25 protein-coding genes are annotated in these 22,353 nt (G+C 69.5%); 22 read left to right on the top strand and 3 right to left on the bottom strand.

The window, feature by feature from the left end; translation table 11 throughout:
* A partial coding sequence (locus tag ACR9ZK_RS12730; RefSeq protein ID WP_481342293.1) for a rhomboid family intramembrane serine protease occupies positions 1-361 on the bottom strand: 361 nt, incomplete at its 3' end.
* Positions 362-478: 117 nt separating this feature from the next.
* The gene (locus tag ACR9ZK_RS12725) at positions 479-997 is read right to left on the bottom strand and encodes a peptidylprolyl isomerase (RefSeq protein WP_481342292.1); all 519 of its coding nucleotides are present in this window, start codon (positions 995-997) and stop codon (positions 479-481) included.
* 202 nt (positions 998-1,199) lie between these two features.
* Between ACR9ZK_RS12725 and ACR9ZK_RS12720 the strand changes: the two genes are divergently transcribed.
* From ACR9ZK_RS12720 to ACR9ZK_RS12645, 16 genes are all read left to right on the top strand, one after another.
* Entirely contained in the window at positions 1,200-1,748 is a 549-nt protein-coding gene (locus ACR9ZK_RS12720; protein WP_481342291.1) for an antitoxin, read from the top strand.
* A 146-nt stretch (positions 1,749-1,894) separates the two neighbouring features.
* Positions 1,895-2,959, top strand: coding sequence for a hypothetical protein (locus ACR9ZK_RS12715; protein WP_481342290.1), 1,065 nt, complete (start codon positions 1,895-1,897; stop codon positions 2,957-2,959).
* Between the two features lie 485 nt (positions 2,960-3,444).
* On the top strand, positions 3,445-3,834 hold the full coding sequence (locus ACR9ZK_RS12710; protein ID WP_481342289.1) for a hypothetical protein: 390 nt from the start codon (positions 3,445-3,447) through the stop codon (positions 3,832-3,834).
* Positions 3,831-6,179 (top strand): caspase, EACC1-associated type, encoded by a 2,349-nt coding sequence (locus ACR9ZK_RS12705; protein WP_481342288.1) that lies wholly within the window; start codon positions 3,831-3,833, stop codon positions 6,177-6,179. The genes ACR9ZK_RS12710 and ACR9ZK_RS12705 overlap by 4 nt, the downstream gene beginning before the upstream one ends.
* Before the next feature lie 33 nt (positions 6,180-6,212).
* Entirely contained in the window at positions 6,213-6,809 is a 597-nt protein-coding gene (locus ACR9ZK_RS12700) for a sulfite oxidase-like oxidoreductase (RefSeq protein ID WP_481342287.1), read from the top strand.
* 15 nt (positions 6,810-6,824) lie between these two features.
* Positions 6,825-7,610 (top strand): FAD-binding oxidoreductase, encoded by a 786-nt coding sequence (locus ACR9ZK_RS12695; RefSeq protein WP_481342286.1) that lies wholly within the window; start codon positions 6,825-6,827, stop codon positions 7,608-7,610.
* Positions 7,607-7,903: a DUF6510 family protein gene (locus ACR9ZK_RS12690; RefSeq protein ID WP_481342285.1), complete on the top strand. Its 297-nt coding sequence runs from the start codon at positions 7,607-7,609 to the stop codon at positions 7,901-7,903. Before ACR9ZK_RS12695 ends, ACR9ZK_RS12690 begins: the two co-directional genes overlap by 4 nt.
* A 276-nt stretch (positions 7,904-8,179) precedes the next feature.
* Positions 8,180-8,494 carry an ANTAR domain-containing protein gene (locus ACR9ZK_RS12685; RefSeq protein ID WP_481342284.1) on the top strand — a complete coding sequence of 105 codons (315 nt, stop codon included), beginning with the start codon at positions 8,180-8,182 and terminating at the stop codon, positions 8,492-8,494.
* 361 nt (positions 8,495-8,855) lie between these two features.
* Positions 8,856-9,584 (top strand): GAF and ANTAR domain-containing protein, encoded by a 729-nt coding sequence (locus ACR9ZK_RS12680; RefSeq protein WP_481342283.1) that lies wholly within the window; start codon positions 8,856-8,858, stop codon positions 9,582-9,584.
* A 37-nt stretch (positions 9,585-9,621) separates the two neighbouring features.
* A complete protein-coding gene (locus tag ACR9ZK_RS12675) occupies positions 9,622-10,398 on the top strand; it encodes a GAF and ANTAR domain-containing protein (protein ID WP_481342282.1) in 777 nt (258 codons plus the stop codon).
* The gene (locus ACR9ZK_RS12670; RefSeq protein ID WP_481342281.1) at positions 10,395-11,087 is read left to right on the top strand and encodes a GAF and ANTAR domain-containing protein; all 693 of its coding nucleotides are present in this window, start codon (positions 10,395-10,397) and stop codon (positions 11,085-11,087) included. Before ACR9ZK_RS12675 ends, ACR9ZK_RS12670 begins: the two co-directional genes overlap by 4 nt.
* 538 nt (positions 11,088-11,625) lie before the next feature.
* Positions 11,626-12,894 carry a hypothetical protein gene (locus ACR9ZK_RS12665; protein ID WP_481342280.1) on the top strand — a complete coding sequence of 423 codons (1,269 nt, stop codon included), beginning with the start codon at positions 11,626-11,628 and terminating at the stop codon, positions 12,892-12,894.
* Between the two features lie 385 nt (positions 12,895-13,279).
* Entirely contained in the window at positions 13,280-14,101 is an 822-nt protein-coding gene (locus tag ACR9ZK_RS12660; protein WP_481342279.1) for a TIGR04255 family protein, read from the top strand.
* Positions 14,102-14,291: 190 nt separating this feature from the next.
* Positions 14,292-14,822 (top strand): hypothetical protein, encoded by a 531-nt coding sequence (locus tag ACR9ZK_RS12655; protein WP_481342278.1) that lies wholly within the window; start codon positions 14,292-14,294, stop codon positions 14,820-14,822.
* Positions 14,823-14,965: 143 nt separating this feature from the next.
* Entirely contained in the window at positions 14,966-15,538 is a 573-nt protein-coding gene (locus ACR9ZK_RS12650) for a Fic family protein (protein WP_481342294.1), read from the top strand.
* 486 nt (positions 15,539-16,024) lie between these two features.
* A complete protein-coding gene (locus ACR9ZK_RS12645; RefSeq protein WP_481342277.1) occupies positions 16,025-17,086 on the top strand; it encodes a hypothetical protein in 1,062 nt (353 codons plus the stop codon).
* Between the two features lie 23 nt (positions 17,087-17,109).
* Here ACR9ZK_RS12645 and ACR9ZK_RS12640 read toward each other — a convergent pair whose 3' ends face one another.
* On the bottom strand, positions 17,110-17,583 hold the full coding sequence (locus ACR9ZK_RS12640; protein ID WP_481342276.1) for an NUDIX hydrolase: 474 nt from the start codon (positions 17,581-17,583) through the stop codon (positions 17,110-17,112).
* Positions 17,584-17,624: 41 nt separating this feature from the next.
* Here ACR9ZK_RS12640 and ACR9ZK_RS12635 point away from each other — a divergent pair, with 41 nt between their 5' ends.
* From ACR9ZK_RS12635 to ACR9ZK_RS12610, 6 genes are all read left to right on the top strand, one after another.
* Positions 17,625-18,401, top strand: coding sequence for a GntR family transcriptional regulator (locus ACR9ZK_RS12635; RefSeq protein ID WP_481342275.1), 777 nt, complete (start codon positions 17,625-17,627; stop codon positions 18,399-18,401).
* Between the two features lie 83 nt (positions 18,402-18,484).
* Positions 18,485-18,913: a plasmid replication, integration and excision activator gene (locus ACR9ZK_RS12630; protein WP_481342274.1), complete on the top strand. Its 429-nt coding sequence runs from the start codon at positions 18,485-18,487 to the stop codon at positions 18,911-18,913.
* Positions 18,913-20,529 (top strand): hypothetical protein, encoded by a 1,617-nt coding sequence (locus ACR9ZK_RS12625; protein WP_481342273.1) that lies wholly within the window; start codon positions 18,913-18,915, stop codon positions 20,527-20,529. The genes ACR9ZK_RS12630 and ACR9ZK_RS12625 overlap by 1 nt, the downstream gene beginning before the upstream one ends.
* Entirely contained in the window at positions 20,526-20,951 is a 426-nt protein-coding gene (locus ACR9ZK_RS12620) for a WhiB family transcriptional regulator (protein ID WP_481342272.1), read from the top strand. The genes ACR9ZK_RS12625 and ACR9ZK_RS12620 overlap by 4 nt, the downstream gene beginning before the upstream one ends.
* Positions 20,948-21,367, top strand: coding sequence for a WhiB family transcriptional regulator (locus tag ACR9ZK_RS12615; protein ID WP_481342271.1), 420 nt, complete (start codon positions 20,948-20,950; stop codon positions 21,365-21,367). Before ACR9ZK_RS12620 ends, ACR9ZK_RS12615 begins: the two co-directional genes overlap by 4 nt.
* Positions 21,364-22,353, top strand: a 990-nt coding sequence (locus ACR9ZK_RS12610; RefSeq protein ID WP_481342270.1) for a replication initiator, incomplete at its 3' end; no start/stop codon positions are given. The genes ACR9ZK_RS12615 and ACR9ZK_RS12610, both read left to right, overlap by 4 nt.

Raw genomic sequence — 22,353 nt, 5'->3', positions numbered from 1 at the left:
TGAGCAGGATGTGGAAGATCGTCGCCGGTGAGTGGAGGAAGGCCGCTGTGACGAACCGCCACGGCTCGGTCCATCCGAGGGCCGGCACGAAGGCGAAGTCGCGGGTCACCGACGGGTCGGCGCGCTGGAGCAGGTAGACGACCGCACAGACCGCGACGATCGCGTAGGTGACGACGGGCGTGCCGTCGGTGGCGCGCCCGCCGAAGACGGTGCGCGCGCCCGGCACGGTGCGGGAGGCCTCACGGACGCAGTCGACGCACTGGATGCCGACCGCCGCCGGGCGCTGGCACTGGGGGCACGCGGGGCGTCCGCAGCGTTGGCAGCGGACGTACGCCTCCCGGTCGGGGTGGCGTGGACACACGGACGGACCGGCAGCTGGCTGCGGCACCCCGGCTTCGGGAGGTGGGCCAGTCAGGTTGTCGGACAACGGGATTCCCCCTGCCGGTCTCGTCCGTGCGGTGGCTGGGTGGTGCTGCGCTCAGTCCTCGACCGTCACCGAGGTGATGACGACGTCCTCGAGCGGCTTGTCGTTCGGTCCGGTGGCGACGCTGCCGATCTTGTCGACGACGTCGCGCGAGGACTGGTCGGCGACCTCACCGAAGATCGTGTGCTTGCCCTGGAGCCAGGTGGTCGGGGCCGTCGTGATGAAGAACTGCGAGCCGTTGGTGCCCTTGCCCATGCGCTTGCCGGCGTTGGCCATGGCGAGGACGTAGGGCTTGGTGAAGTCCTTGTCGGGGCTGATCTCGTCGTCGAACGTGAAGCCCGGGCCGCCGAAGCCCTGACCCAGCGGGCAGCCGCCCTGGATCATGAAGTTCGGGATGATGCGGTGGAAGATGAGGCCGTCGTAGAACGGGGTGGGGTTCGTGCGACCCGCCTCGTCCTTGTACTCCTTCTCGCCCTTGGCGAGGCCGACGAAGTTCGCCACCGTCTTCGGGGCCTGGTGCTCGAAGAGGTCGACGACGATGTCGCCGTGGTTCGTGTGCAGGGTTGCCTTCATGGGCCCAATCCTCGCACGGCACGCCGTTGCGCCACCCGTGCGGCAGCGGTGGGACCGCTGTCGAAGCGGGGTACGTCCAGACCGGGACGGGGAACGCGTGGGCTGGACCCACCGTTGGCCGAGGAGAAAGGATCGGTGCGACGGGCCCGCACGTGCCGCGTCGGAACACCAGCCGCACGACGAGACGAAGGGCGGAGCAGCGATGTCGTTCCTGGACAAGCTGAAGAAGAAGGCCGAGGAGCTCGACCTCGAGACGAAGGCCCGGCACCTGCAGGAGGCGGCGGCGCAGGCCGCCAAGCAGGCGCAGCACAAGGCCGGCGAGTTCGCGACGGAGAACCGCGAGAAGATCGACGGCTACGTCGAGGCGGCGACCGCGAAGATCGATGAGAAGACGCACGGCAAGTACGCCGACCAGGTGGACAAGGTCCGCGCCGGCGTCGAGAAGGGCATCGACAAGGTGGCCCAGGCCGCGTCGCCCGACACGGCCGCCTCCGGCGCCACCGGTGCTGCGGCCGCCGACGGCGTGGCCGAGGCGGGACCGTTCCCCGCCGACCCGGCGGCACCGTCGGCACCGTCGGCATCGGACACCGGCGGCCCTGCGACGCCGGCCGCGCCGAGCCCCGCGGACCCCACGGCCGCCGCCGTGCCGCCGGTGTCACCCGAGGCGACGGGTCCCGACGCTGGGACCGACGCCGGGACCGACGCCGGCACCGACGCCGGTCCGACGCGCCCGAGCGGGTCGACGAGCTGACTCGAGCGACCGACGAGCCGTCCGGGGCCGACGAGCCGGGCGGCCCGGCCTCGAACGCCCCTGCCCGGCGGTGGCCCGGGGCGCGCGTGCGGCCAGTGCCCGATGTTGGCAGGATGGGTAAGGACGAGAGGACTTTAGGAGGACGTATGTTCCGCACCAACCAGTCCCGCGCCGCCGCGGCCGACCTCGGGTCGGCCGCCGGGGACCAGCTCGAGACCATCAAGGAGAGTGCTGCCGTGGCCGCCGCCCAGGCGTCCAAGGCCGCTCGCGTGCAGGCCGAGCACGCGGCGCAGCTGGCGCGCCTGCGGCTCGACGCCGCCCGCGAGGCGGCGACCCCGGCTGTCCAGGAGGCTGCCGAGGCCGCGCGTGAGAAGCTCGCCGAGGCCGCCGTGACGGCTCGCGAGGTCGCCGGTGAGGCCCTGCACGACGCCGCCGACCGAGCGCGCCCCAAGATCGAGCACGCGCAGGACACCCTCGTGGACACCGTGCTGCCGAAGGTCGGCGCCGCCATCGCCACGGCGGCCGCGGCCCTGGCGGCCGGCGCCGAGCAGGCCCGCGAGGCCGCCCAGCCGCACCTCGAGCAGGCAGCGGCCCAGGCGCGCGAGACCGCGGCGGTCGGCAGCCACCGCGCCCAGGACGCCTATGCCGTGCTCAAGGGTGAGGCCGTCGTCAAGAAGAAGAGCGGTCGGGGCAAGTGGCTCATCGCCATCGGCCTCGCGGCGGCCGGTGTCGCCGCCGTCGCCGCCTACCGAAAGCAGAAGCAGGCCGACGACCCCTGGGCGACGCCCCTCGACGGGCACGCCGCTCACGCCGGCGGCTCGTTCAAGGAGAAGGCGGCCACGCAGGTCGAGCACGCCAAGGGCGCGGTCTCCGAGGTGGCGAGCAAGGCCAAGGAGAAGGGCGCCGAGCTCGCGGACGCGGCCAAGGACAAGGCCGGTGGCCTCGCCGCCAAGGGCCAGTCCGCGATCGCCGACGCCAAGGACCGCTCCGACGAGGCGGTCGCCGACGCCGCGGCCACCGGTGCGGAGGACCCGCTGAGCGGCACGTCGGCCGCCGAAGGCCAGGTCAGCGACGCGGACCAGGGCCCGGGTGCCGACGCCATCAGCGACGACGCGCTCGAGGGCGGCGCCATCAACGGCGCCTCGACGAAGACCTCCCCGCGCGGGTCGGCCAGCCCCGCGGAGTCCAAGGAGGAGACCGGGCAGGCCTGAGCCCCCGGCAGCACAGAGAAGGACCCGGATGCCGATGGCATCCGGGTCCTTCTCTGCTTGAGCTGGCTCGCACCGACAGGGGGACAGTGCGAGCCAGCACATGCAGAAGGGCTGGGCGCGGTTCGTGCGGGCCCAACCCTTCGCTGTCGCCCAGTCTAGACCCGGACCGGGGGTACGCGCGAGAGGCTGGCTGAAGTTTCTATTACGTCCCCGATGTCGGGTCCGTCCCATGTGTGCACGCGGTTCGCCGCCCCTGCGACGGTGCTCCTGCCGGCACCTGCCCGGTGAACTGCTGCTCCACCGAGCATGTCACCACCGCGTCCCGCGCGCCAGAGAAACCCGCTGTGGATTCGCCGTCGCAGGGGAAGTGCCGGCGGGGGTGTCCGTTTCGTCCTCGACCGGTGGCGCTGCGGTGTCCGACAAGACCTGTATCGCGGGGGTGCCACGCGCGTACTGTTCTGGAAACGGCACTGCGAGGTGGCCACATGGGCGCGACGATCGTTCTGGCGTTGTCCGAGTCGGGAGCCGATGGGCTGCGCCTCGACACCCTGCACCGGCAGCTGCGGTCCGAGCTCGCCGGGCTCGACGAGGTGGAGGCCCTGCCCCCGGGACCGGCGGTGCTGGACCCGGGCTCCCGAGCCATCGACGCCGCGACCGTCAGCGCGCTCGCCGTCGCGGTCTTCGGCTCGGGGGGCCTCACGGCGCTCGTCGCGTCCCTGCGCGGGTGGCTCGGCCGCGGCGCCGGCGACGCCCGCTCGGTGCGCATCGAGGTCGGCGGGGACGTGTTCGAGCTGAGCGACGCCTCGCAGGAGCAGCAGGACCGGCTGCTCGAGCTGTTCCTCCGGCACGTCGAGGGCACGGAGGCCCCGGCGTGACCGGGCGGCGCCGCGCCCTCGTCGTGGCGACCGACACCTACGACCACGCCGCCTTGGGCCAGCTGCGGTCGGCGGCGGCCGACGCGGTGGCGCTCAGCGAGGTGCTGGGCGATCCCGAGGTCGGCGGCTTCGAGGTCGACGTCGTGCAGAACGCGGCCTCGCACGAGGTCCAGGCCCACATCGAGGACCTCTTCGCCGACAGCGGGCCCGAGGACCTGGTCCTGCTTCACTTCTCCGGGCACGGTCTCAAGAGCGACTCCGGTGAGCTGTTCATCGCGGCGCGCAACACGCGTCCGGACAGGCTCGCGTCGTCCTCGGTGCCCGCCGACTTCGTGCAGCGGTGCATGCGGGGCTCGCGGGCGCACAGCATCGTGCTGTTCCTCGACTGCTGCTACGGCGGCGCCTTCGGCGAGGGCGTCGCCGTGCGCGCCGCGGGACCGGTCAACGTCATGGATGCCTTCCCCGCGGGGCGTCTCGGCGGCGGCCGTGGCCGCGCGGTCATCAGCGCCTCGAGCGCCATCGAGTACGCGTTCGAGGGCACGACGCTGACGGCCGAGCACGAGGTGCCGCCGTCGGTCTTCACGTCGGCCGTCGTGCACGGCCTGCGGACCGGCGACGCGGACCGCGACGAGGACGGGCTCGTGTCGCTCGACGAGCTGTACGACTACGTCTTCGACCGCGTCCGCGAGGCGAACCCCAAGCAGACCCCGGGTCGCGACATCGAGATGTCGGGTGAGATCTACGTGGCGCGCAGTCGCCGCCGACGCGTCAAGGCGGTGCCGCTGCCCGACGCGCTCGCCACCGCGCTGCGCAACCCCGACCCCACGTACCGGCGCGGCGCCGTGCTCGACCTGCGCGACCGGCTGGGCCACCCCGACCTCGGGGTCGCCCTCGGTGCACTCGAGGCGCTGCGGGCCGTCGCCGCCGGTGACGTGCGCGCGGTCTCCGACGACGCGCTGGCCGCCATCGAGGCGGCCGGGCCCGTGGTGTCGCCGGCGTCGCTCGACTTCGGCGAGCTCGACGCCGATGCAGCCGTCGACGTCGAGCGGACGCTCCAGCTGGGCGGCCCACCCCTCGCGCGCTCGGTGGAGGTCGCGGCGGACCCGCCCCTGTCGGCCGAGGTGGACGGCGACCGCATCGTGGTGACGCTGTCGCCCACCGGTCGTGCGTTCAGCGGGGTCCTCGTCGTGACCGCGCCGACCGGGTCGACCCGCGTCACCGTCACCGCCTCGGTGGCAGGGGACCTCGCCGACGCGGGGGCGACGGTGGCCGGTACCCACGAGATCGGCGCCGTCGCGGGGGCAGGACAAGGCGTCCACACCGGTGAGGGCCGGCCGTCGCCTGCCCCGCCGGGGGCGACGTCGCCGGCTCAGGCGGAGGGCGACGCGCTGTCGGGTGCCCGGCGGCTCGTGCCGGTGCCCACCACGCCGGCGCCCACCGAGTCGGGGGCACCCACCACGCCGACGCCCACTATGCCGGCGCCCCCCGCGGGTGTCGCCGCGTCCGCAGAACCGGCGGCGCCCGTGGCAGACGCCGGCTCGGCGGAGGCCGCCCGGCTCGCGCGGGTGCGCGCCGTGCTCGGGTGGCTGTCCATCGCGTCGGGGCTGCTCGTCGTCGTCGGCGGTCTCTTCCTGCCGTGGGGCGCGGACGACTCCGCCGCCAACCCTGGGAATGACTTCGTCGTCCAGGTCGGGTGCTACTTGGTGCTGACCGTCGCGGCCGGAGTGGGGCTGCTGGCCCGACGTGCGTCACCGGCCGTCGGGCTCGCGCTGGTCCTGCCCACCACGGCCCTCGGGGGTCTGCACGTGCTCGGCGCGATAGGCCTGCTCCGGGACGGCACCACGTCGGCCCCGGGCCCGGGTTGGTGGACGAGCTTCCTCGGCGCCCTGTCCATGGCCGTGGTCGCCCTCGTGGCGCTCGGCTCGCCGCCGCTGCGATCGCATCTGGTCCGGGCTGGCGTCCGGTGGTCGGACCCCGCGGTCGTGGCCGTCCTCGTCGGCACGACGGTCGGCGTACTCGTGCTGCTCGACTACGCCGTCTCTCTCCAGGACTCCGGCGCCGCCACCTACTGGGTGGCGTGGTTCGCGGTATGGGGCTTCGCCTCGGCGGTGCTCGTCGCCATCGGCCTACCCCTGGGGCCCCTTCCCGCCGGTCGGGCCTGGCTGACCGCCGCGGGCATCGCCCTGCTCGACCGGCCCCTGGCGTCGTGGATCTACGCGACGAACCACAGCAACGACGCCAGGTACCTGCCGCTCGGAGTCGTGGCTGCCGTGGTCGTCCTGCTCGCTGCGCCGCTCGTCGGACGCGGGGCAAGGGCTTCCCGCCCCGCGTCGTCCGCGCCATGATGTCCTCTCGTCGTCCTGTCGAAGGGAGGAACCGTGGGCATCGTGACCCCGGGGTTTCGTGGGCGCGGTCGACCGGCCGTCGACCTGCCGCCGGGCCAGCACCTCACCGATGACTTCCCGGTGCTGCAGGCGGGCCCGACGCCGCACGTCGACCTCGCCGAGTGGTCCTTCACGGTGACGACCGAGGCCGGGCAGCGGCACGAGTGGTCGTGGAGCGACCTCATGGAGATGCCGCAGGAGACGCCGACGGTCGACATCCACTGCGTCACCACGTGGTCGAAGCTCGGCACCTCGTGGCGCGGCGTGGCGTTGGACGCCTTGCTCGAGGACGTCGAGACCGCAGCCGACTTCGCCCTCGTCCGCTCCTACGGCGGCTACACGACCAACCTGCCGCTCGAGGACCTTCTCGACGGACAGGCGTGGGTGGTGCACGAGTACGAGGGAGAGCCCCTGGAGCCGTGGCACGGCGGACCCGCACGTCTGCTCGTGCCACACCTGTACTTCTGGAAGTCGGCCAAGTGGGTCACCGGCATCGACCTCCTCCTCGAGGACGAGCGGGGGTTCTGGGAGCAGCTCGGCTACCACGAGTACGGCGACCCGTGGCGCGAGCAGCGCTACGCCGGCGACTGAGGGAGCGCGTCCGCAATGGCTCGCGTGACCTGGCAGGTCGCCTACCTCGTGTCGCGCAAGGACGAGACGCCCGATGCCGTGACCCTCGTGCTCGGTGTGCCCGAGTGGCGGGGACACCTGCCCGGGCAGCACGTCGACGTCCGGCTCACCGCCCCGGACGGCTACACCGCGCAACGGTCCTACTCGCTCGCCGCCCCGGACCACGGGGCCCAGGTCGAGCTCACGGTCCAGGTGCTCGCCGAGGGGGAGGTGTCGCCGTTCCTCGGCCGCGAGCTCACGGTGGGGGACCCCGTCGAGGTGCGCGGGCCGGTCGGTGGCTGGTTCGTCTGGCGCCCCGACGTCGACGGGTCCGCCGGCTCGGACCGAGCGCAGGCCGCTGGGGCCGGCTCGGGCGGGCCGGTGCTGTTGCTCGGTGGTGGCGCGGGCGTCGTGCCGCTCATGGCCATGGTGCGGGCCCGGCACGAGTCCGGCAGCCGGGTGCCGATGCACCTCGTGTACTCGGTACGGACTCCCGCAGACGTCATCTATGCCGATGAGCTCGAGCGACGCGCGCGGCTCGACGACGGGCTCATGGTGAGCATCGTCCACACGCGGTCTGCCCCCGAGGCGGATCCGCGCGGCGCCCAGCGGGTGACCCCGGAGGAGCTGGCGCGCTGGGCACCGGTCGGCACCGGTCTGCGGACGTACGTGTGCGGACCGACGGCCTTCGTCGACGCCGTGTCGGACGCGCTCGTCCAGCTGGGCCACGACGAACACACGATCGGGACCGAGCGGTTCGGTCCGGGTGGAGGGCTGACATGACCGATCCCGTGGGTCGACGCGGCGAGGACGACGTGCTGGACGGCAACGCCCTGGCCGGGCGGCTCGGTGAGGTGTTCGGCGTCGACGTGACGAGCGCCTGGGTGCTCTGCGTCGGGTGCACCCGCGAGCAGCGCGTGGCCGAGCTCGTCCTCTACGAGACCGGCATGGGCTCGACCGCCCGCTGCCGTGGGTGCGGGGCGGTCGTGCTGCGCGTCGCCGTGATCCGCGACGAGGTCGTGCTCGACCTGCGCGGTACCCGAGTGCTGCGTGTGTCCGTCCCGTCGGCGGACTGACGCGGGGCTCGCGCATCCGTCCGCCGTGTACGCGGCCTTCGCCGACGACGCGATCCGACGCCGGTGGATGCGGACGCCAGCGCGGCGGCGTCCGGCTGCGGCTCGACGCCGTGGCCCTCGCGTTCCGCTGACCTGGCACGTCACGGCGTCGTTTCCCTGTCTGCGCGGTTCGCCGGTGGCCGCGGGAAGCGGTCCATAATGGCGGAGTAGGTCAGGAACCCGCCGCACGGCGTCGATCACATCCGGAGGGGACCGATGGGAGGGCCGGGAGGCCTGTTGGGGAGGATCAGGCAGCAGGACGATGCGGACCGGCTCGCCGAGCAGGTCGGCGCGTTGCAGGACAAGGTGGACAACCTCGAGCTTGCGTTGGAGCACAGCCGAGACATCGGTGTCGCGATCGGGATCATCATGGCCACGGAGAGGCTGGCCCGCGACGACGCCTTCGGGATGCTGCGCACGGTCAGTCAGCACCAGAACCGCAAGCTTTTCCTGGTCGCCGCCGAGGTGATCGAGACCGGGACGTTGCCGACGCTCGAGAAGCCGCAGGGTGAGGGATGGCCCGCCGGTTGCTCCGGGGCAAACCCTCCGTGACCGGCGGCAAGGGGGGCAGGGCCAAGCGCGTGCGGGCCGGCGTGTACCCGGGTCCGTGCGCCTCGGTGCACGGACCGTGAGGAGGTCCATACTGGAGTCGGGTGTGGAACCCGGCAGCCGGCCGTGGTGACGCCCGGGGATCCTCCGACGAGAGGCCAGTCATGAGTCGTGAGAGCCGTCCTTCGCACGGTGGCTCGCCCACGGCGCCGGGTACGGGACGTGACCAGGGTCGCGATGGCACCCCGGCCGACCGGCGCGGAACGGGGTCGTCGGGTGCCCTCGACGTGTCGTCTCTCGGGCTGACGGGGGGGTCGGTCCGACCGCGCGGGCGCGGGAGGCTTCGTCGGAGGGTCGGTCCCCGATGCCGAGTACCCTCGAAGACCTTCGGCGGCTGGCGGTCTCGTTCGACGAGCTGGGCGTCCGGTTGAGCAGGGACGGCGATCGGGCGCCGTTCGAGGCGATCACGCAGGTCGCGATCGAGCGGGTGAGCGACGCGGTCGGCGCCAGCATCACGATCATGCGGCGGGAACGTTTCGCGACTGCGGCCGCCACCGACGATCGCATCCGACGTGCGGACGCGATCCAGTACGAGCTCGGCTCCGGGCCCTGCATCGACGCGATCGTCGAGGAGACGGCCTACCGCCCGCGCGACCTGCGGACCGACGACCGGTGGCCGGAGTACGGCAAGAGGCTGGCCCAGGAGCTCGGTCTGCGGAGCATGCTGTCCTACCGCATGCGGCTCCAGACCGAGGGTGTCGTAGCCGGTTTGAACCTGTATGCCGAGCGGCCCGACTCGTTCACTGACCGTGACACAGTGATCGGCATGCTCCTGGCCACGCACGGCGCCCAAGCCGCCTCGGCGGCGCTGAACCGACGCCGCGCTGAGGACCTCGAGCGCGGCCTGCGCACCCACGGTCGTATCGGCATGGCGATGGGCATCCTCATGGCACGGCACAAGGTGACCGACAAGCAGGCGCTCGATCTGCTCCGCATCGCGAGCCAGAACAGCAACCGGAAGGTTGCGGACGTCGCGGAGGACGTCATCGACACCGGTGTTCTCGACGTCACCGTCGCCAGGCGTCGACCGTGACCCGGGACAGCGAAGCGCGCGGGAACGTGGAGACGGCATGAGGGACAAGGCCTCGGTGCTGACGGAGCTGGCGAAGGCGGTCGCCGTCCAGCAGAGACACGCGTCGCTTCCTGAACAACTCTGTCGTGCCGCCGTGTCCATCCTGGGAGCGCGCGGTGCCTCCCTCACCATCGCGTACACGGCGCCGCATCGAGTGACGTTGTGCTCCACCGACGACGAGGCGGCCCGACTCGAGGACCTGCAGGACGTCCTCGGGCAGGGGCCCGGCCCGACGGCATACCGCACCGGTCGCCAGATCCGCGCGATCATCGGGGACCGGGGAGAATCGGTGGACGCGCGGTGGGCCCAACTGGATGAAGCCGTCCGCGAGGCCTTCGGCGCCCTGTCGATCACCGCCATCCCGGTCCACCCGGACGGCGACGTCCTCGGTGTGCTGACCTGTCACCAGCCGGCCGACTCCATGCCTCGGCTCGAGGAGGACACTGCACAGTTTCTCGCCGATGCGATCGGCGTGGCGATCCTCAAGGATCCCGACGCGCTGGCCACCGACCTCAGCGGGCCCTGGGCCAGCCGCGCGCAGATCCACCAGGCCACCGGCATGGTCGTCTCCCAGCTGCGGATCAGCGCGGACGAGGCGTTGGCCCTGCTGCGGGCACACGCGTTCGCCCACAGCTGGCCGCTGGCCCGTGTCGCCGCCTCGGTCGTCGCCGGGGACCTCGACTTCAGCGCGCCGGACCCGGACACCGACCCCACCAGGCGAGGCGCGGCGCCACCGGACACCACCCAGACCAGCGACGGGACCGACCAGCCATGACACTCACCCCGATCGAAGCCCTGGCGCGGGCCACCTCGGCGCTCGTGTCCCGGCACGACGTGCTGGACGTGATCACCACCCTGCTGGGCGACGTCCAAGAAGCCATGGGCGCCGCCGCTGTCGGCATGCTCGTGTCCACCCCGTCGGGCGGCCTCGACGTCCTGGCAGCCACCTCCCACCACGCCCTGGACCTCGAGCTGTACCAGGCGCAGGAACGACACGGCCCGTGCGCCGAGGCCCTGACGGGCAATGCGGCGGTGCTGCAGGATGACGGCTCGGACCTCGCCGACCGCTGGCCCGACCTCGCGGCCAGGATCCACGCGGCCGGCTACCGTGCCGTCCAAGCCCACCCGCTGCGCTGGCACGGGCTGGCGGTCGGGGCCATCAACATCTTCCACCACAAGGCGAGCCTCACCAGCGATGACGCCACGCTCGGACAGGCGTTCGCAGACATCGCGACCCTCGTGCTCATCACCCCGCACGACCTCGGCATGGCCGAGGTCACCGCCCTGACCGAAGCCGCCCTGGCCGGACGCACCGTCATCGAACAGGCCAAGGGGGTCCTGGCCCACCAGAACACGGTCACCGTCGAGCAGGCCTACACGATGCTGCTCGAGCTCGCCCGAACCGAAGGAGCCAGCCTCACCGACACCGCGACGACCATCATCCGCCGGGCGCACGACGGCTGACGCGAGCCCTCGCCCGACCGTTCGAGCGAAGCGGGTCACGGCACCGCCCTCGGCTACGGAGGTGAAGGAGCCGCGTCCCCACATCGGGAGGGCCTGCGCCCTGTGGTGGAGCCAAGGGGACTCGAACCCCTAACCCCCTGCTTGCAAAGGCCATTTCGTCGGCTCGGACGGGTCATGCGCAACGTGGCGACCGTCCATCGAGGTCCTTCGTTGGGGCTCGTCATGACCGGGCGTCGTCAGGCAGTCTGTCAGGCGGGCAGGGAGAGCCACCGAACCGATAGCGGAGCAGGACAGCCTGCCGGAGTGGCCGGGTCAAGGGGGGCCGGAGGCCATCACGGAGTGACGCGTAGCGCCCTTGATGCGGTGCGGAGGCGGGCGGACAGTGGAGCGTCGGGTCGGCGGCTCGGAGGTGCCGTTACCTGTAACTCGACCGCCGAGTACCGTCGTTTCCCAGGCGCAGTATGCGGTGGCAGGTACGGTCAGGGGTCGTTGAATCTGTGCAGCAGGAGGGGACCGGTCCGTGACGAATTATTGGTGGGTGAACCAGGGCCAGAGCTACCGCCAGGAGCGGCGTGAGCAGATCATGTGGGCACCCATGCGTGCCTCCGACGGCCGTAGCGGGCGGGTCCACTGGGACAACATGGACAAGGTGGCAGTCGGTGACATCGTCCTCCACTTTGCGGATCAACAGGTCCGGGCTCTCGGGATCGTGGTCTCCGAGTCGGTTCCAAGTCGCCGGCCAGAGAGTTTGCCGGCTGCGATGTGGGAGCAAGACGGCCGTCTCGTGCGCGTCGACTACCTCGACTCGAGCCGACCGGTCCACCGCAACGAGATTCCCGAAGATTGGCGTCTCGCCGAACCCTCGCACGGCCCGTTTCAGCGTGACGCCGCGGTCAAGGTTGGCTACCTCTTCCCCGTCAGTGCCGGCTTCTATGAGCGGTTCATGACGCGCTTCGGGAGTCGCTTCCCCGACGTCGCGCAGGAGCGTCCTTCGGCCCAGGCTCCAGCGGAGGCCCAAAGTGGGGCGGCCGATCTGCTGCGTCGTCTGATTGGTCGTCCCCTGGAGACAGCGAGTGGTCGCCCGAACATGATCCTCGGTGTTCAGGGCACCCACGTCATTGTCGCGACAGAGCGGTCTCCGAAGGGCACGCGGGTTCCCGTGGCGGAAGTACAGGAGGCACTGGACAAGCTCCTCGAGGTGGGAGCCCTGACTATCCATCCTGACGACGCCGGTTACCGCAGTGCCTTCATCGGCGCTGTGCTGCGCACGCTTCCGGGCGTCTCCATCGCTGGCTCACCTCCCGTCCTCACTCTCGGTCCTGCCGGCGAACACGCCCATGGTCACGCCGATTCCGGCACGGCGCCTGGTCAGGACGACACTGAGGGTCTGACGTTCCAAGGCGATCTGTCCACGCCCACGACAGTCGAAGCGCGACGGGAACAGCGCAACCTACGCGACGTTCTTTTCGGTAAGGCGGAGGCTGCGGACTGCGCACTGTGCGGGGAGCGGTACCCGGTCCGGTTTCTTTGGGCTGCCCATATCAAGAAGCGCGCCGTGTGCGATGACGACGAACGCCGCGACCTGCGGAACATCGCCATGGCCGCGTGTGTCTTTGGTTGCGACGCACTGTACGAAACCGGGTTCGTGACCGTGGATGCATCTGGCCATGTTCACTCGGCGACCTCGGAGAGCGAGCCCGCCGTGGCAAAGCGGCTTCAGGAACTCGACGGCGGGCGCTGCTCGGCCTTTACGGCAGGCAGCGCCCCCTACTTCGAGTGGCACCGGGAGAACCTTTTCCGCGGGTGAGCCGGGCCACTGCCGCATGCGCGGGGTGCGGTGGGGTGCGCGTAGGCGCGCCAGCGCCGCAGCGCGGGGTCCCCATCGCGGGGCCCCGCGCTCCTTCGCGCCGTAGGCGCGCTTGAGCCAGTAGAGAAAGTCCTCACGTGAGACATCCCGTGCGTCCCGTGCGTCCCGTGCGTCCCGCCCGTTTCGACTGACATTCGACATGGTGCGAAGAAGTGAGTGCACCGGCCTGCAGCCCGACACGTCCCGGACGCCAGTTGGCGGGCCAGCTGGCGTGTGCACTCTGAGCCGGCGGCGGAACGCAACTACCCGAGCCCCTCCGAGTTCTAGCAATTCCACTTCAACTAGACTATAAATGCGTCAGACTCGACTCCATGAGGAGGTCTTGGTGGCACTCCAGCTGCCTCTAGCAGAGAAGGCGGCGCTCGCTCGGTCGCCCTTGTCTCTGGTCGTATGCCAGGTCAAGGTTGAGGAGAACCTGGCCTTGGCCGCGCCTGCCACGGCCTTGCGTCTGCGTGAGCTCTTGGCTTCGCGCTACCCGAAGCTCACCCGTGCACCCGGGCAACAGATCCAACTGATCCAGCGGGCCGTCGATGCCCCGATGGAGCGTGTCGAGCTTGAAGGACAAAGCGGCCATCGTCTCGCTACCGAGGACGGTTCGTGGATCGTCACACTCGGAGTTGACTCGTTCGCGCTCGAGACGACGGCCTACACGACCTGGGATCGGGATTTTGCCCCACGAGTTCAGGAACTGGTGCAAGCTGTTTCGGACGTTGTGACCCCGGTTCTTGAGGCGCGGTTGGGCCTACGGTACGTGAACGTTATCCGCGGGAGCGCCCTTACAGACAACGTCTTGTCTGCGCCGCATGAGTTCGCGGGCGTTGTTGCTCCTTGGCTCCTTGGGCCGTTAAGCGAGCCGCCCTTCGGAGAGGCCGCTCTCGACTTGGATGGACGTTGCGTCTTCTCCATAGATGGCGGCGCGACGGTAGTCGCTCGTTATGGGACTGTCCGGTCCCCAGATGATGAGCTGAGCTTTCTCTTGGACCTAGACGCCTATCGGGAACGTGGTCTGGAGTTCTCGGTTTCAGGTATCGCTGAGGCAGCAACTGCCTTCAACGACACGATAACTTCGTTCTTTCAGAGTTCATTGACGTCTTCGGGGTTGGCAAAATTGAAGGGGGATCCAGATGGAGTTGCTGAATCCACATGAGACTTCAGTAGTCGGTGGTATCGATTTCCTCCGTTTTCCCGCTTATGAGGGGGAGTCGCGGGAGACGCCGACGCACAACGTGGTTGGAGTCACGACGCTTAGAGGCGTCCCCGCCTCTGCGACACCTTCCATAGTCCTGGCCACCCATGGAGAACGCCTATGGAGCTCTCGCTCCAGGGCTCAGGTGATAGTGGAAGTCCTGGAGGATCACTTTGTCGCCTTGTCCGGATGTATGGCGCGTACCAGCTTTTCTGAGCGTGCACCTTTCTCGTCCTGGCATCAGGCGGCGCCACAATCACTGACCACGGTGAAGGCGCGTCACGCCGGTATCGATGCGTGGGAGGAGTTGGCGCACTTCCTCCACTTGACCAATTCCCAAGTCGCCAAGATTGCGGGGCTTTCCGAGCAGACGTTCTACAGTTGGCTGCGCAATCCGAACTCGGTCCCTCGCCCAAACTCGCTCAAGGACCTCCTGCGCCTGCGCGCTGCCGTGAGAACCATGCGGACTGATCAGGGAAGCGATTCCGCGCTTTCGTGGTTCGTAGCGGGCTCGCCTTCCCGAGTTGATCGTCTCCTCGCTGGCGAGCGTGACGCCGTACTCCAAGAGGCTGCTGCTGAGACCCGGCGCGGCGTTCTTGAGCGCCTTCGCAGCCAGCGTTCGAGCGTCGATGTAATCTCGTACGACGGTGACATGATGGAGGCGCACCGCTTGGACGATTAGGGGGAGTCATAGGCGGGCAACGTGGGCGGAGAGGCCCGCTTGGTGCGCCTTGGGGGCCTGACTTGCCCGCGGACCTGCCAACCCTAGAGGCCAACGGCGCCGCCATCGCTAAAGACATAGCCGCCATCGCTAAAGACATAGTTGTGAACGCCGCCGATCGCCGGCCGCCTAAGCGGGACCTGGTCAAGGGGTGGCACACAGCACTGTTGCGCGGTACTCATGTACCTGAGCCGGAGTACCGAGGTCGATTTCGCGGGGATCGAACCGCCCCGAAACTGCTAGGGTACGAGGTTGCGGTCAGCACGTCGGCAGGGCCCCTCCGGGCCGTTCCGGCGCGTCAAGTCAGCGCCGAAGTTTCCCTCTTTATTGCCGAACTTAGAGAACGCGTCTCGAGACTCGATGGAGCCATTGCTCTAGGTGCTCCGCTCTCTCCCGACGATGAGCTTGAAATTCTCGACCTTGCTGCGTGGGCGCATGGGGAATGGGTACGGATCCACCCTTTTGCCAATGGCAATGGAAGAACAGCGCGTCTTTGGGTCATTTGGATCTGTGCGAGATACGGCCTGCCGATCTTTTTGTCTCCTCGACCTCGCCCGCAACACCCGGATTTCGGCTCGGCCGCGGCAGCCTCGATGGTGGGCGATCACAATTCTATGATTGCTGTCTTCGCCGATCTTCTTATCGCCACGAAGAAGGGGCACGCTGGCGCGCCGTGAGATCAGGCCCGACTGCGGCCGAGACTGACAGGTTCGATGTTGCGGTTTCGCACGCGGCTATGCCGGGGCGCGCTCGGACGGGTGGCGAAGGTCGATCGCCTGTAGCCGGGCTCGACCGCCTGACGCGTGACAAATCCTCGGGCCGCGTTGCGTGTATCCATCGGCCCAGGCCGCAAGTTGTGCTCGAATGGTGCCCTCACAATCCAAGCAATGGGGGCGTTTGTGTCCGAGAGTACGGTTCCGGCTCCAGCGGCGGCTGAGTCCTCGGCGTTGCTTGGAGATGACCTTGAAGCCCACTCGGCAACAGCTCCGGATGGCTCCGCTCCCACGAGGCGGGGACGACGTTCAAGTCTTCGCGCGCGACGCTTCTCCGCATACGCCGGCGCTGTAGCAGCGGATGTCGAGAGGTCGCAGCCGTCCGAGCTGTTCCGGGCGCGATACTCCATGTGGCAGCAGGTGTGTGCACAGCGTGGGGACTGGCATTCCATGGTCGATGGCAGGCCGCGGATGGAGGGTACATACCGGAAGTTTGCCGTCGCAGACGCCAAGATGGTCTATCGGGCCGCCGAAAAGCGGGGCAATGTTCTCTCCGCGTCCCTTGCGATAGTGTTGTTGGTCATATTGAGCGGCATGATTATAGGGTGGATTCAGTTTGGCATAGCTTTCGTTCTACTGGCGATAGTCGCGCTGGTACTCACCCTCTTATTGCCCGCGATCGCGATTTACTTCTTCCCGCACATGGGTATCCGCGGTCTTCTGCTAGCAATCGTGTCGCCGATCGTTCTATTGGCTTGGGCATCGGGCGTGCCGGACAATGGGCGCGTCCTATTCCTCGATGTATCTAGCTCGACGCTGTTTCTCATCGTTGCCTGCGCATATGTGCTGGTTCTCGGAGGGCTCTTCGCCATAGGGCGGGCCGGGATGTCAGATTTGCGGCGCATCGGGCGGTCGCCTGGCGTAACCGCTGCGGGCGAGATCGTGGTCGTCCTCCAGGCGCTTGCGCGCCAAGACCCTCTCTTATACTTCGAACGCCGGAATCAGATGATCAGGTCCTTGGATCGCGCCGCCGACTGTCTGGGACGTCACCTACCAAGAGCCATCCGGATACCTGACGCGGATGGGGCCGCGAGTTTCATCGATCGGTGCGAGGGCGCGGCACGCCACATCCGGGGCCTCTGTCTTTGGGTCGCCCTCCCGAGAAGCGACACGGTCAAGAGCTTGGAGCTCGAACTAACCGCTTTGGTGGATATCCTTCTCAAAGGGACTTACCACGATTTGCCAACTGCTCAGGCTTTGCACGGCCGAGCGATGGGTGTGGTTACCGGAGTGAAGGCGAATCTGAGGAGCATCGTTTCGGGAGTTATTCCCATTGCTGCGATTCTCGGTGCTCAATCGTTGGGATTTGAACTTGACGGACTAGCCAGCCATGCTCTAGTCCTGTTTGGTACAGCATGGGCTGCTGTTACACTTCTGATGATCGTAGACCCAGGAATATCGGAGCGCTTCGCGGTGATTCGTGAGCTCTTTTCCGTCATAAAGGGCCGTTGACGGATCTGGCGCGTACCTAGTTCTCACGTGCTGCGAGGGTCCCGACTGCTGTGGAGTACATTGTGGCCGTCGTGGGCAACGACAGCTGGTGCGCCCGCTCCTGGCCTTGCATCGAAGATTCGTTGCGAATAGGCCGGGACCAGAATGTCGTGGATTGTAGACGATGGCGTCCAGCGGACCATTTCTGCTTCCTCGCTTGTTCCGGCTGGCTCGCTGCTCAGCCAGCATCTGAATACGAGGGCCAAAATGCCCCTGGGCATATTCTTGTACACCCCTGTTAGGGGACCGATCTCGATCTCTGCGCCGGTTTCTTCGCGGACCTCACGCCGGAGGCCATCCTCGATGGTCTCGTCGAGTTCGAGGACGCCGCCAGGTGGTTCCCAGTTGCCGTTGTCGCGGCGCTTGATGAGCAGGACGTTTTCGCCGCTCTCGTCGAAGATTGCGGCGGCGACACTGACCGAGTGGCGCGGTGTCTCGGTTACGCCGTGGGTGCTCATCTGCCAAAGTGTAGGTACTACAGACGTCTGGAGGAGTAGCCATGCTGGAGCTTGGCCAGGTCGACAAGACCTCGGACACTCCTGCCTTCAAGCAGATCGCAACAGTGCTTCGCGAGGCCATCAGCTCCGGGCGCATCGCTCCGGGCGACAAGGTGCCCTCCGAGACTCAACTTAGGGAGCACTTCGGCGTAGCGCGCATGACGGTTCGTCAGGCGTTGGGGGAGTTGAGCGCCGAAGGGCTCCTTGTCGCTGAGCACGGGCGTGGCGTGTTCGTTCGCCAGCGTCCAGTGGTCCGCCGCGTGGCGTCGGATCGGTTCGCCCGGCGGCATCGAGAGGCCGGGCAGGCCGCCTTCATCGCGGAGGCCGAGGGCGTTGGTGTCCCATCCGTCGATGAGATCGAGGTCGGTAACGAGGTGGCGTCCAGTGACGTACGCGAAGCGCTGTCCCTTTCCGCCCGGGCGCGGGTGGTCGCACGCCGACGTCGCTACCTGATGGACGGCCAGCCAGTTGAGCTGGCGTCCTCGTACATCCCTCTGTCGATCGCGAAGGGGACGCCGATCGAGGAGTCCGATACCGGCCCAGGCGGCATCTACGCGCGCATCGAGGAGACCGGCCACGCGCTCGCTGAGTTCTCCGAGGAAGTGGCGGCTCGAATGCCATCCCCGGAGGAACGACGCCGGCTCCGTCTGCCTGCGGGCACGCCGGTCCTCACGGTGAGACGAATCGCCTTAGACGTCAACGGTTTGCCTGTCGAACTGACGGACACGGTCAAGGCCGCCCCGAGCTACGTGCTGGAGTACCGGTTCCCGGCCAACTGACGCCATCGCTTGCCGCTTGTCTAGATGAGTGCTCTACTCTAGTCACGGAGCAACTGCTCTAGACGACTGGACAATGAGCAATCATGGCAATGCAGAAGCGGTTCAAGGTCGGGTTCGGCGACGTGTTCCCGAACGGGGCGTTCCTCAAGGGCTCGGTCGAGCCGGTCCTGGACTTCAACGCCGAGAAGCGCCCGGACGGTTCTCGTCCGCAGCAGGTCGACCCGGAGACGGGCCTGCTGGTCTGGTCAGTCACGGTCCTGGACGCGGACGAGGAGGCCAGCAAGCGCGAGACCGCGGTGACGGTCAAGTTCTTCGCGAAGGTCCAGCCGGTTCCTCCAGAGAACAAGACGCCGTTTCCGTGGACGCCGGTCGAGTTCACCGGGCTGACGGCCCTGCCCTGGATCGAGGAGACCTCGATGGGTCGTGGTCGGATCTCGTGGTCGTTCCGCGCGGAGTCCATGATCGCCCCCGGTCAGTCCGGCCAGCAGGGTCAGGCGAAGGGCGCGGCGTGATGCGCCAGGTTCCCGCACACGTGTGGGCGGTGCTCTGGGGTGTCGTGCTGTGGACGTGGCGGCACCTGACCTGGACCGTCCTCGTCGCCGCGGCGGCGTTCGTGGTGCGGTTGGTCCCCGCCGGCCAGCCCGCCGCCATCCGCACGCTGATCCTCGGCTGGTGGGCCCCGGCGCTGGTCGCGGCGGTGTGGTCCCACTGGTGGCCGACCTCGTACCAGCGGTTCGTGGCGGGGCCGTCGACTCGGGTGTCGTGGACGTGGTGGGCGCGTCGTCGCTGGCCTCACCTGGCGCGGGAGTGTGGCCTGTCGGTGCAGCGCGAGACGCGGCCCTCGGTCGTGGACCAGGTCGTCGCGGAGGTCGCCAAGAAGCCCGCCCCGCCAGCGCGGAGGGAGTGGGTCCACCCACGGCTCTGCTCCGCCACGGCGAAGGGCGGGACGCTCACGATGACGATTCGGGCCAGGACCGGGCAGACGGTTGACGACCTCGAGAAGGCCGCCCCGGCTCTCGCCGCCGCCGCGTCCGCGCGCTCGTTCCGGTTCCGCGCGCTGTCGCCGTCGACGGCCGAGGTCGTCCTGGTCATGGCGGACCGGCTCGGCGCCGCCCGCGACGCGACCGCCGCCCCCGCCCCCGCCTCGAGCAGCATCGTGCGGGTCGACGCTGTGCCGGTGGGTCGACGGCAGGACGGCACCCGGTGGGTCCTGCCGGTGACTGGTCGTCACACCCTCGTCGTCGGGTGTTCCGGCTCCGGGAAGGGCTCGGTCTTCTGGGGGGTCTGCGGCGGCCTGGCCCCGGCTGTGTCCGCCGGGCTGGTGCGGCTTTGGGGTGTCGACCTCAAGCGCGGGGTCGAGGTCGGGATGGGCCGTGGCTTGTTCGCGGAGGTCGCCACCACGCCCGGGCAGGCGGTCACCGTGCTGACCCGGTTGCTGAAGGTGGTGGACGAGCGTGGCCGCCGGATGGCCGGCACGTCCCGGCTGCACCGACCCACCGCGGCGGACCCGTTGCACGTGCTCGCCATCGACGAGCTCGCGGTCCTGACCGCGTATTCGGACCCGGAGACCCGGAAGGAGGCGTCCCGGCTGCTGGCCGAGGTCCTGACCCAGGGCCGCGCGCTCGGCGTGGTCGTGCTGGCGTGTGTGCAGGACCCGCGTAAGGAGGTCATCGGGCTGCGGGGTCTGTTCACCCAGACCGTCGCGCTGCGGTTGCGGTCGGCCGAGGAGACCCGGATGGTCCTCGGTGACGGCGCCGCCGCCACCGCCCCCGCGCACCGGATCTCCCCGGCCGCGCCAGGCACGGCGTGGGTCATCGAAGAGGATGGGTCCGCGGACCGGGTCCGGGCCGACTTCTGGCCCGACAGCCTCGTCCGGGACGTCGCCGCCCGGCACCGCGCATCCAACCCTGCCCACGACGACAGCGAGGCGCACGTCGCGGTCGACCTCGGTCACGTCGAGGCGATCCCGTACGTGCCTGGCGCGACCGGGGACACGGACCACGCGGACGGGTCTGGCGCGAGCCCTCGTCCCCGGAAGCCCCGGGCACCGCGCAAACCCCGGCACCCGCGCGCCTCAGCGTCCGTGACGCCGTCCGCCGAGCGTGGGTTGGGCGGTGATGCGGCATGAAGAGCCAGCCTCCCCGCGAAGAGCAGCCGTGGGGCCGGCCCCGCGCGTGGGTCGACCGCACCGGAGGACCGACCCTGCCCGAGCTGGACATGAACCGGTGGCACGACGACGGGCTGTGCCGCACCGGGCCGGTGGACTGGTGGCTCTCCGACGAGCCGGCCGACACGGTCCGCGGCATCGAGGTGTGCCACGAGTGCCCGGTCCGGCGACTCTGCCTTGCCTCCGCGCTCGTGTTCGGCGACCAGTGGACCATCTACGGCGGCACGACCCCGCCCCAACGCCGCCGGCTGACCCGGCGGCTGCGACGTGGTGACACCCTCGGCACTGTCTTGGCCGACGTCCTGGCCGACAGCCTCACCGCCACTAATGACGACAGCCTCCGTCGCTCGCATGCGCCCACCGAGGTCGGTGAGGTCGCATGACCGGCCTGTCCCGCTCGGCCCGGTGGGCAGCCCTCGAGGCCGTGTGGAGTGAGCCTGCTGCAGCGTCCGCTCACCGGCCGCTCGGGTCGGTGCCGTGGCAGTCCCTCGGCTCCTGCGGCACCCGCACCGACCTGCCCTGGATCGCCGAGCCCGAGAACATCGGGCCATGGGATGCCGAGTCGATGCGCGCGGTGTGCCGGGCCTGCCCCGTGTTCGCCGACTGCGCCGCCTACGTCGCCGACGCGAACGTGTGCGCAGGCTGGTGGGCCGGCACCAACCGCGACCCCGCCTACATCGAACCCGCCGGGCCGGGCTGGGTCCCGGTCCGCACGCGCCGCACACGGGTCGACGCACAACAGGGGCTGCTGCCACTTTCGCTCGCGCCTGCCGCACCCATCGGCGGTGACGCGGCGTGAGGCTCGCGACGTCGACAAGCGGTGGACCGTCTCTGGGCACGGGCTCGTTCCCCGGGTTCGGGGAGGACGCACCGCTGGACCTCGCAGGCCTGACCGACACCGGGGCTGCCGCGCTGGTGCGCCGGTTCCGAGACCGGACGATGACGGGGTTCACCGACGCCGCCGCCTCGGTGCACTACTGCACCCGCCCCATCCACCTGGCCGGCTCCAGCCAGACCGTCGACACCCGGACCGGCGAGGTCCTGTCCTCGTACTCCTCGACCGACGCACCGCTCGGGGTGACGCTCGTGCCGTGCGGGAACCGCCGCGCCTCGGTCTGCCCGGCCTGCGCCCGCACCTACGCCCGGGACACCTTCGAGCTGATCCGCGCTGGCGCCGTCGGCGGCAAGACCGTCCCCGAGAGCGTGGCCGGCAACCCGCTGCTCTTCGTGACGTTCACCGCGCCCTCGTTCGGGCACGTGCACCGCGCCCCCAAGCCCGGGCAGCCGGTGGTCCGCTGCCGTCCCCGCGACAAGACGAGCCGGTGCGCGCATGGCCTTCCGACCGGGTGCATGGCCACTCACAACGGGGCGGACCCGCTGGTGGGGCAGCCGATCTGCGGCGACTGCTACGACTACGAGGGCCACGTCGTGTGGCAGTGGTGGGCCCCGGAACTGTGGCGCCGATTCACCATCGCCCTGAACCGTCGCCTGGCCCGCGCCCTCGGGGTGACCCAGTACCGCCTGAACGACCGCGCGAGCATCCAGTACGCCAAGGTCGGCGAGTACCAGACCCGCGGCCTGATCCACTTCCACGGCCTGATCCGCCTCGACGGCCCCAAGACCCCGGACGGCTACAGCGCCGCCCCAGACGCCTTGCCGGTGCAGCTACTCGCCACCCTCGTCGAGGAAGCCGCCGCATCCAGCCACTACACCGCCCCGTCGCCGACCCCCGAGTCGCCCGAACGGGTGCTCCGGTTCGGCAAGCAGCTCGACATCCGCGTGGTC

The organism is Monashia sp. HAY1-5C, from assembly GCF_056755255.1.
The sequence above is the reverse complement of the archived record's forward strand: the minus strand, read 5'-3'. Positions and strand labels throughout refer to the sequence as shown.

Bases quoted from the DNA above. Each gene is read 5' to 3' on its own strand.
- ACR9ZK_RS12725 (WP_481342292.1), bottom strand. From the start codon at position 997: ATGAAGGCAACCCTGCACACGAACCACGGCGACATCGTCGTCGACCTC.
- ACR9ZK_RS12720 (WP_481342291.1), top strand. From the start codon at position 1,200: ATGTCGTTCCTGGACAAGCTGAAGAAGAAGGCCGAGGAGCTCGACCTC.
- ACR9ZK_RS12715 (WP_481342290.1), top strand. From the start codon at position 1,895: ATGTTCCGCACCAACCAGTCCCGCGCCGCCGCGGCCGACCTCGGGTCG.
- ACR9ZK_RS12710 (WP_481342289.1), top strand. From the start codon at position 3,445: ATGGGCGCGACGATCGTTCTGGCGTTGTCCGAGTCGGGAGCCGATGGG.
- ACR9ZK_RS12695 (WP_481342286.1), top strand. From the start codon at position 6,825: ATGGCTCGCGTGACCTGGCAGGTCGCCTACCTCGTGTCGCGCAAGGAC.
- ACR9ZK_RS12690 (WP_481342285.1), top strand. From the start codon at position 7,607: ATGACCGATCCCGTGGGTCGACGCGGCGAGGACGACGTGCTGGACGGC.
- ACR9ZK_RS12680 (WP_481342283.1), top strand. From the start codon at position 8,856: ATGCCGAGTACCCTCGAAGACCTTCGGCGGCTGGCGGTCTCGTTCGAC.
- ACR9ZK_RS12675 (WP_481342282.1), top strand. From the start codon at position 9,622: ATGAGGGACAAGGCCTCGGTGCTGACGGAGCTGGCGAAGGCGGTCGCC.
- ACR9ZK_RS12670 (WP_481342281.1), top strand. From the start codon at position 10,395: ATGACACTCACCCCGATCGAAGCCCTGGCGCGGGCCACCTCGGCGCTC.
- ACR9ZK_RS12645 (WP_481342277.1), top strand. From the start codon at position 16,025: ATGGTCGATGGCAGGCCGCGGATGGAGGGTACATACCGGAAGTTTGCC.
- ACR9ZK_RS12640 (WP_481342276.1), bottom strand. From the start codon at position 17,583: ATGAGCACCCACGGCGTAACCGAGACACCGCGCCACTCGGTCAGTGTC.
- ACR9ZK_RS12635 (WP_481342275.1), top strand. From the start codon at position 17,625: ATGCTGGAGCTTGGCCAGGTCGACAAGACCTCGGACACTCCTGCCTTC.
- ACR9ZK_RS12630 (WP_481342274.1), top strand. From the start codon at position 18,485: ATGGCAATGCAGAAGCGGTTCAAGGTCGGGTTCGGCGACGTGTTCCCG.
- ACR9ZK_RS12625 (WP_481342273.1), top strand. From the start codon at position 18,913: ATGCGCCAGGTTCCCGCACACGTGTGGGCGGTGCTCTGGGGTGTCGTG.
- ACR9ZK_RS12620 (WP_481342272.1), top strand. From the start codon at position 20,526: ATGAAGAGCCAGCCTCCCCGCGAAGAGCAGCCGTGGGGCCGGCCCCGC.
- ACR9ZK_RS12615 (WP_481342271.1), top strand. From the start codon at position 20,948: ATGACCGGCCTGTCCCGCTCGGCCCGGTGGGCAGCCCTCGAGGCCGTG.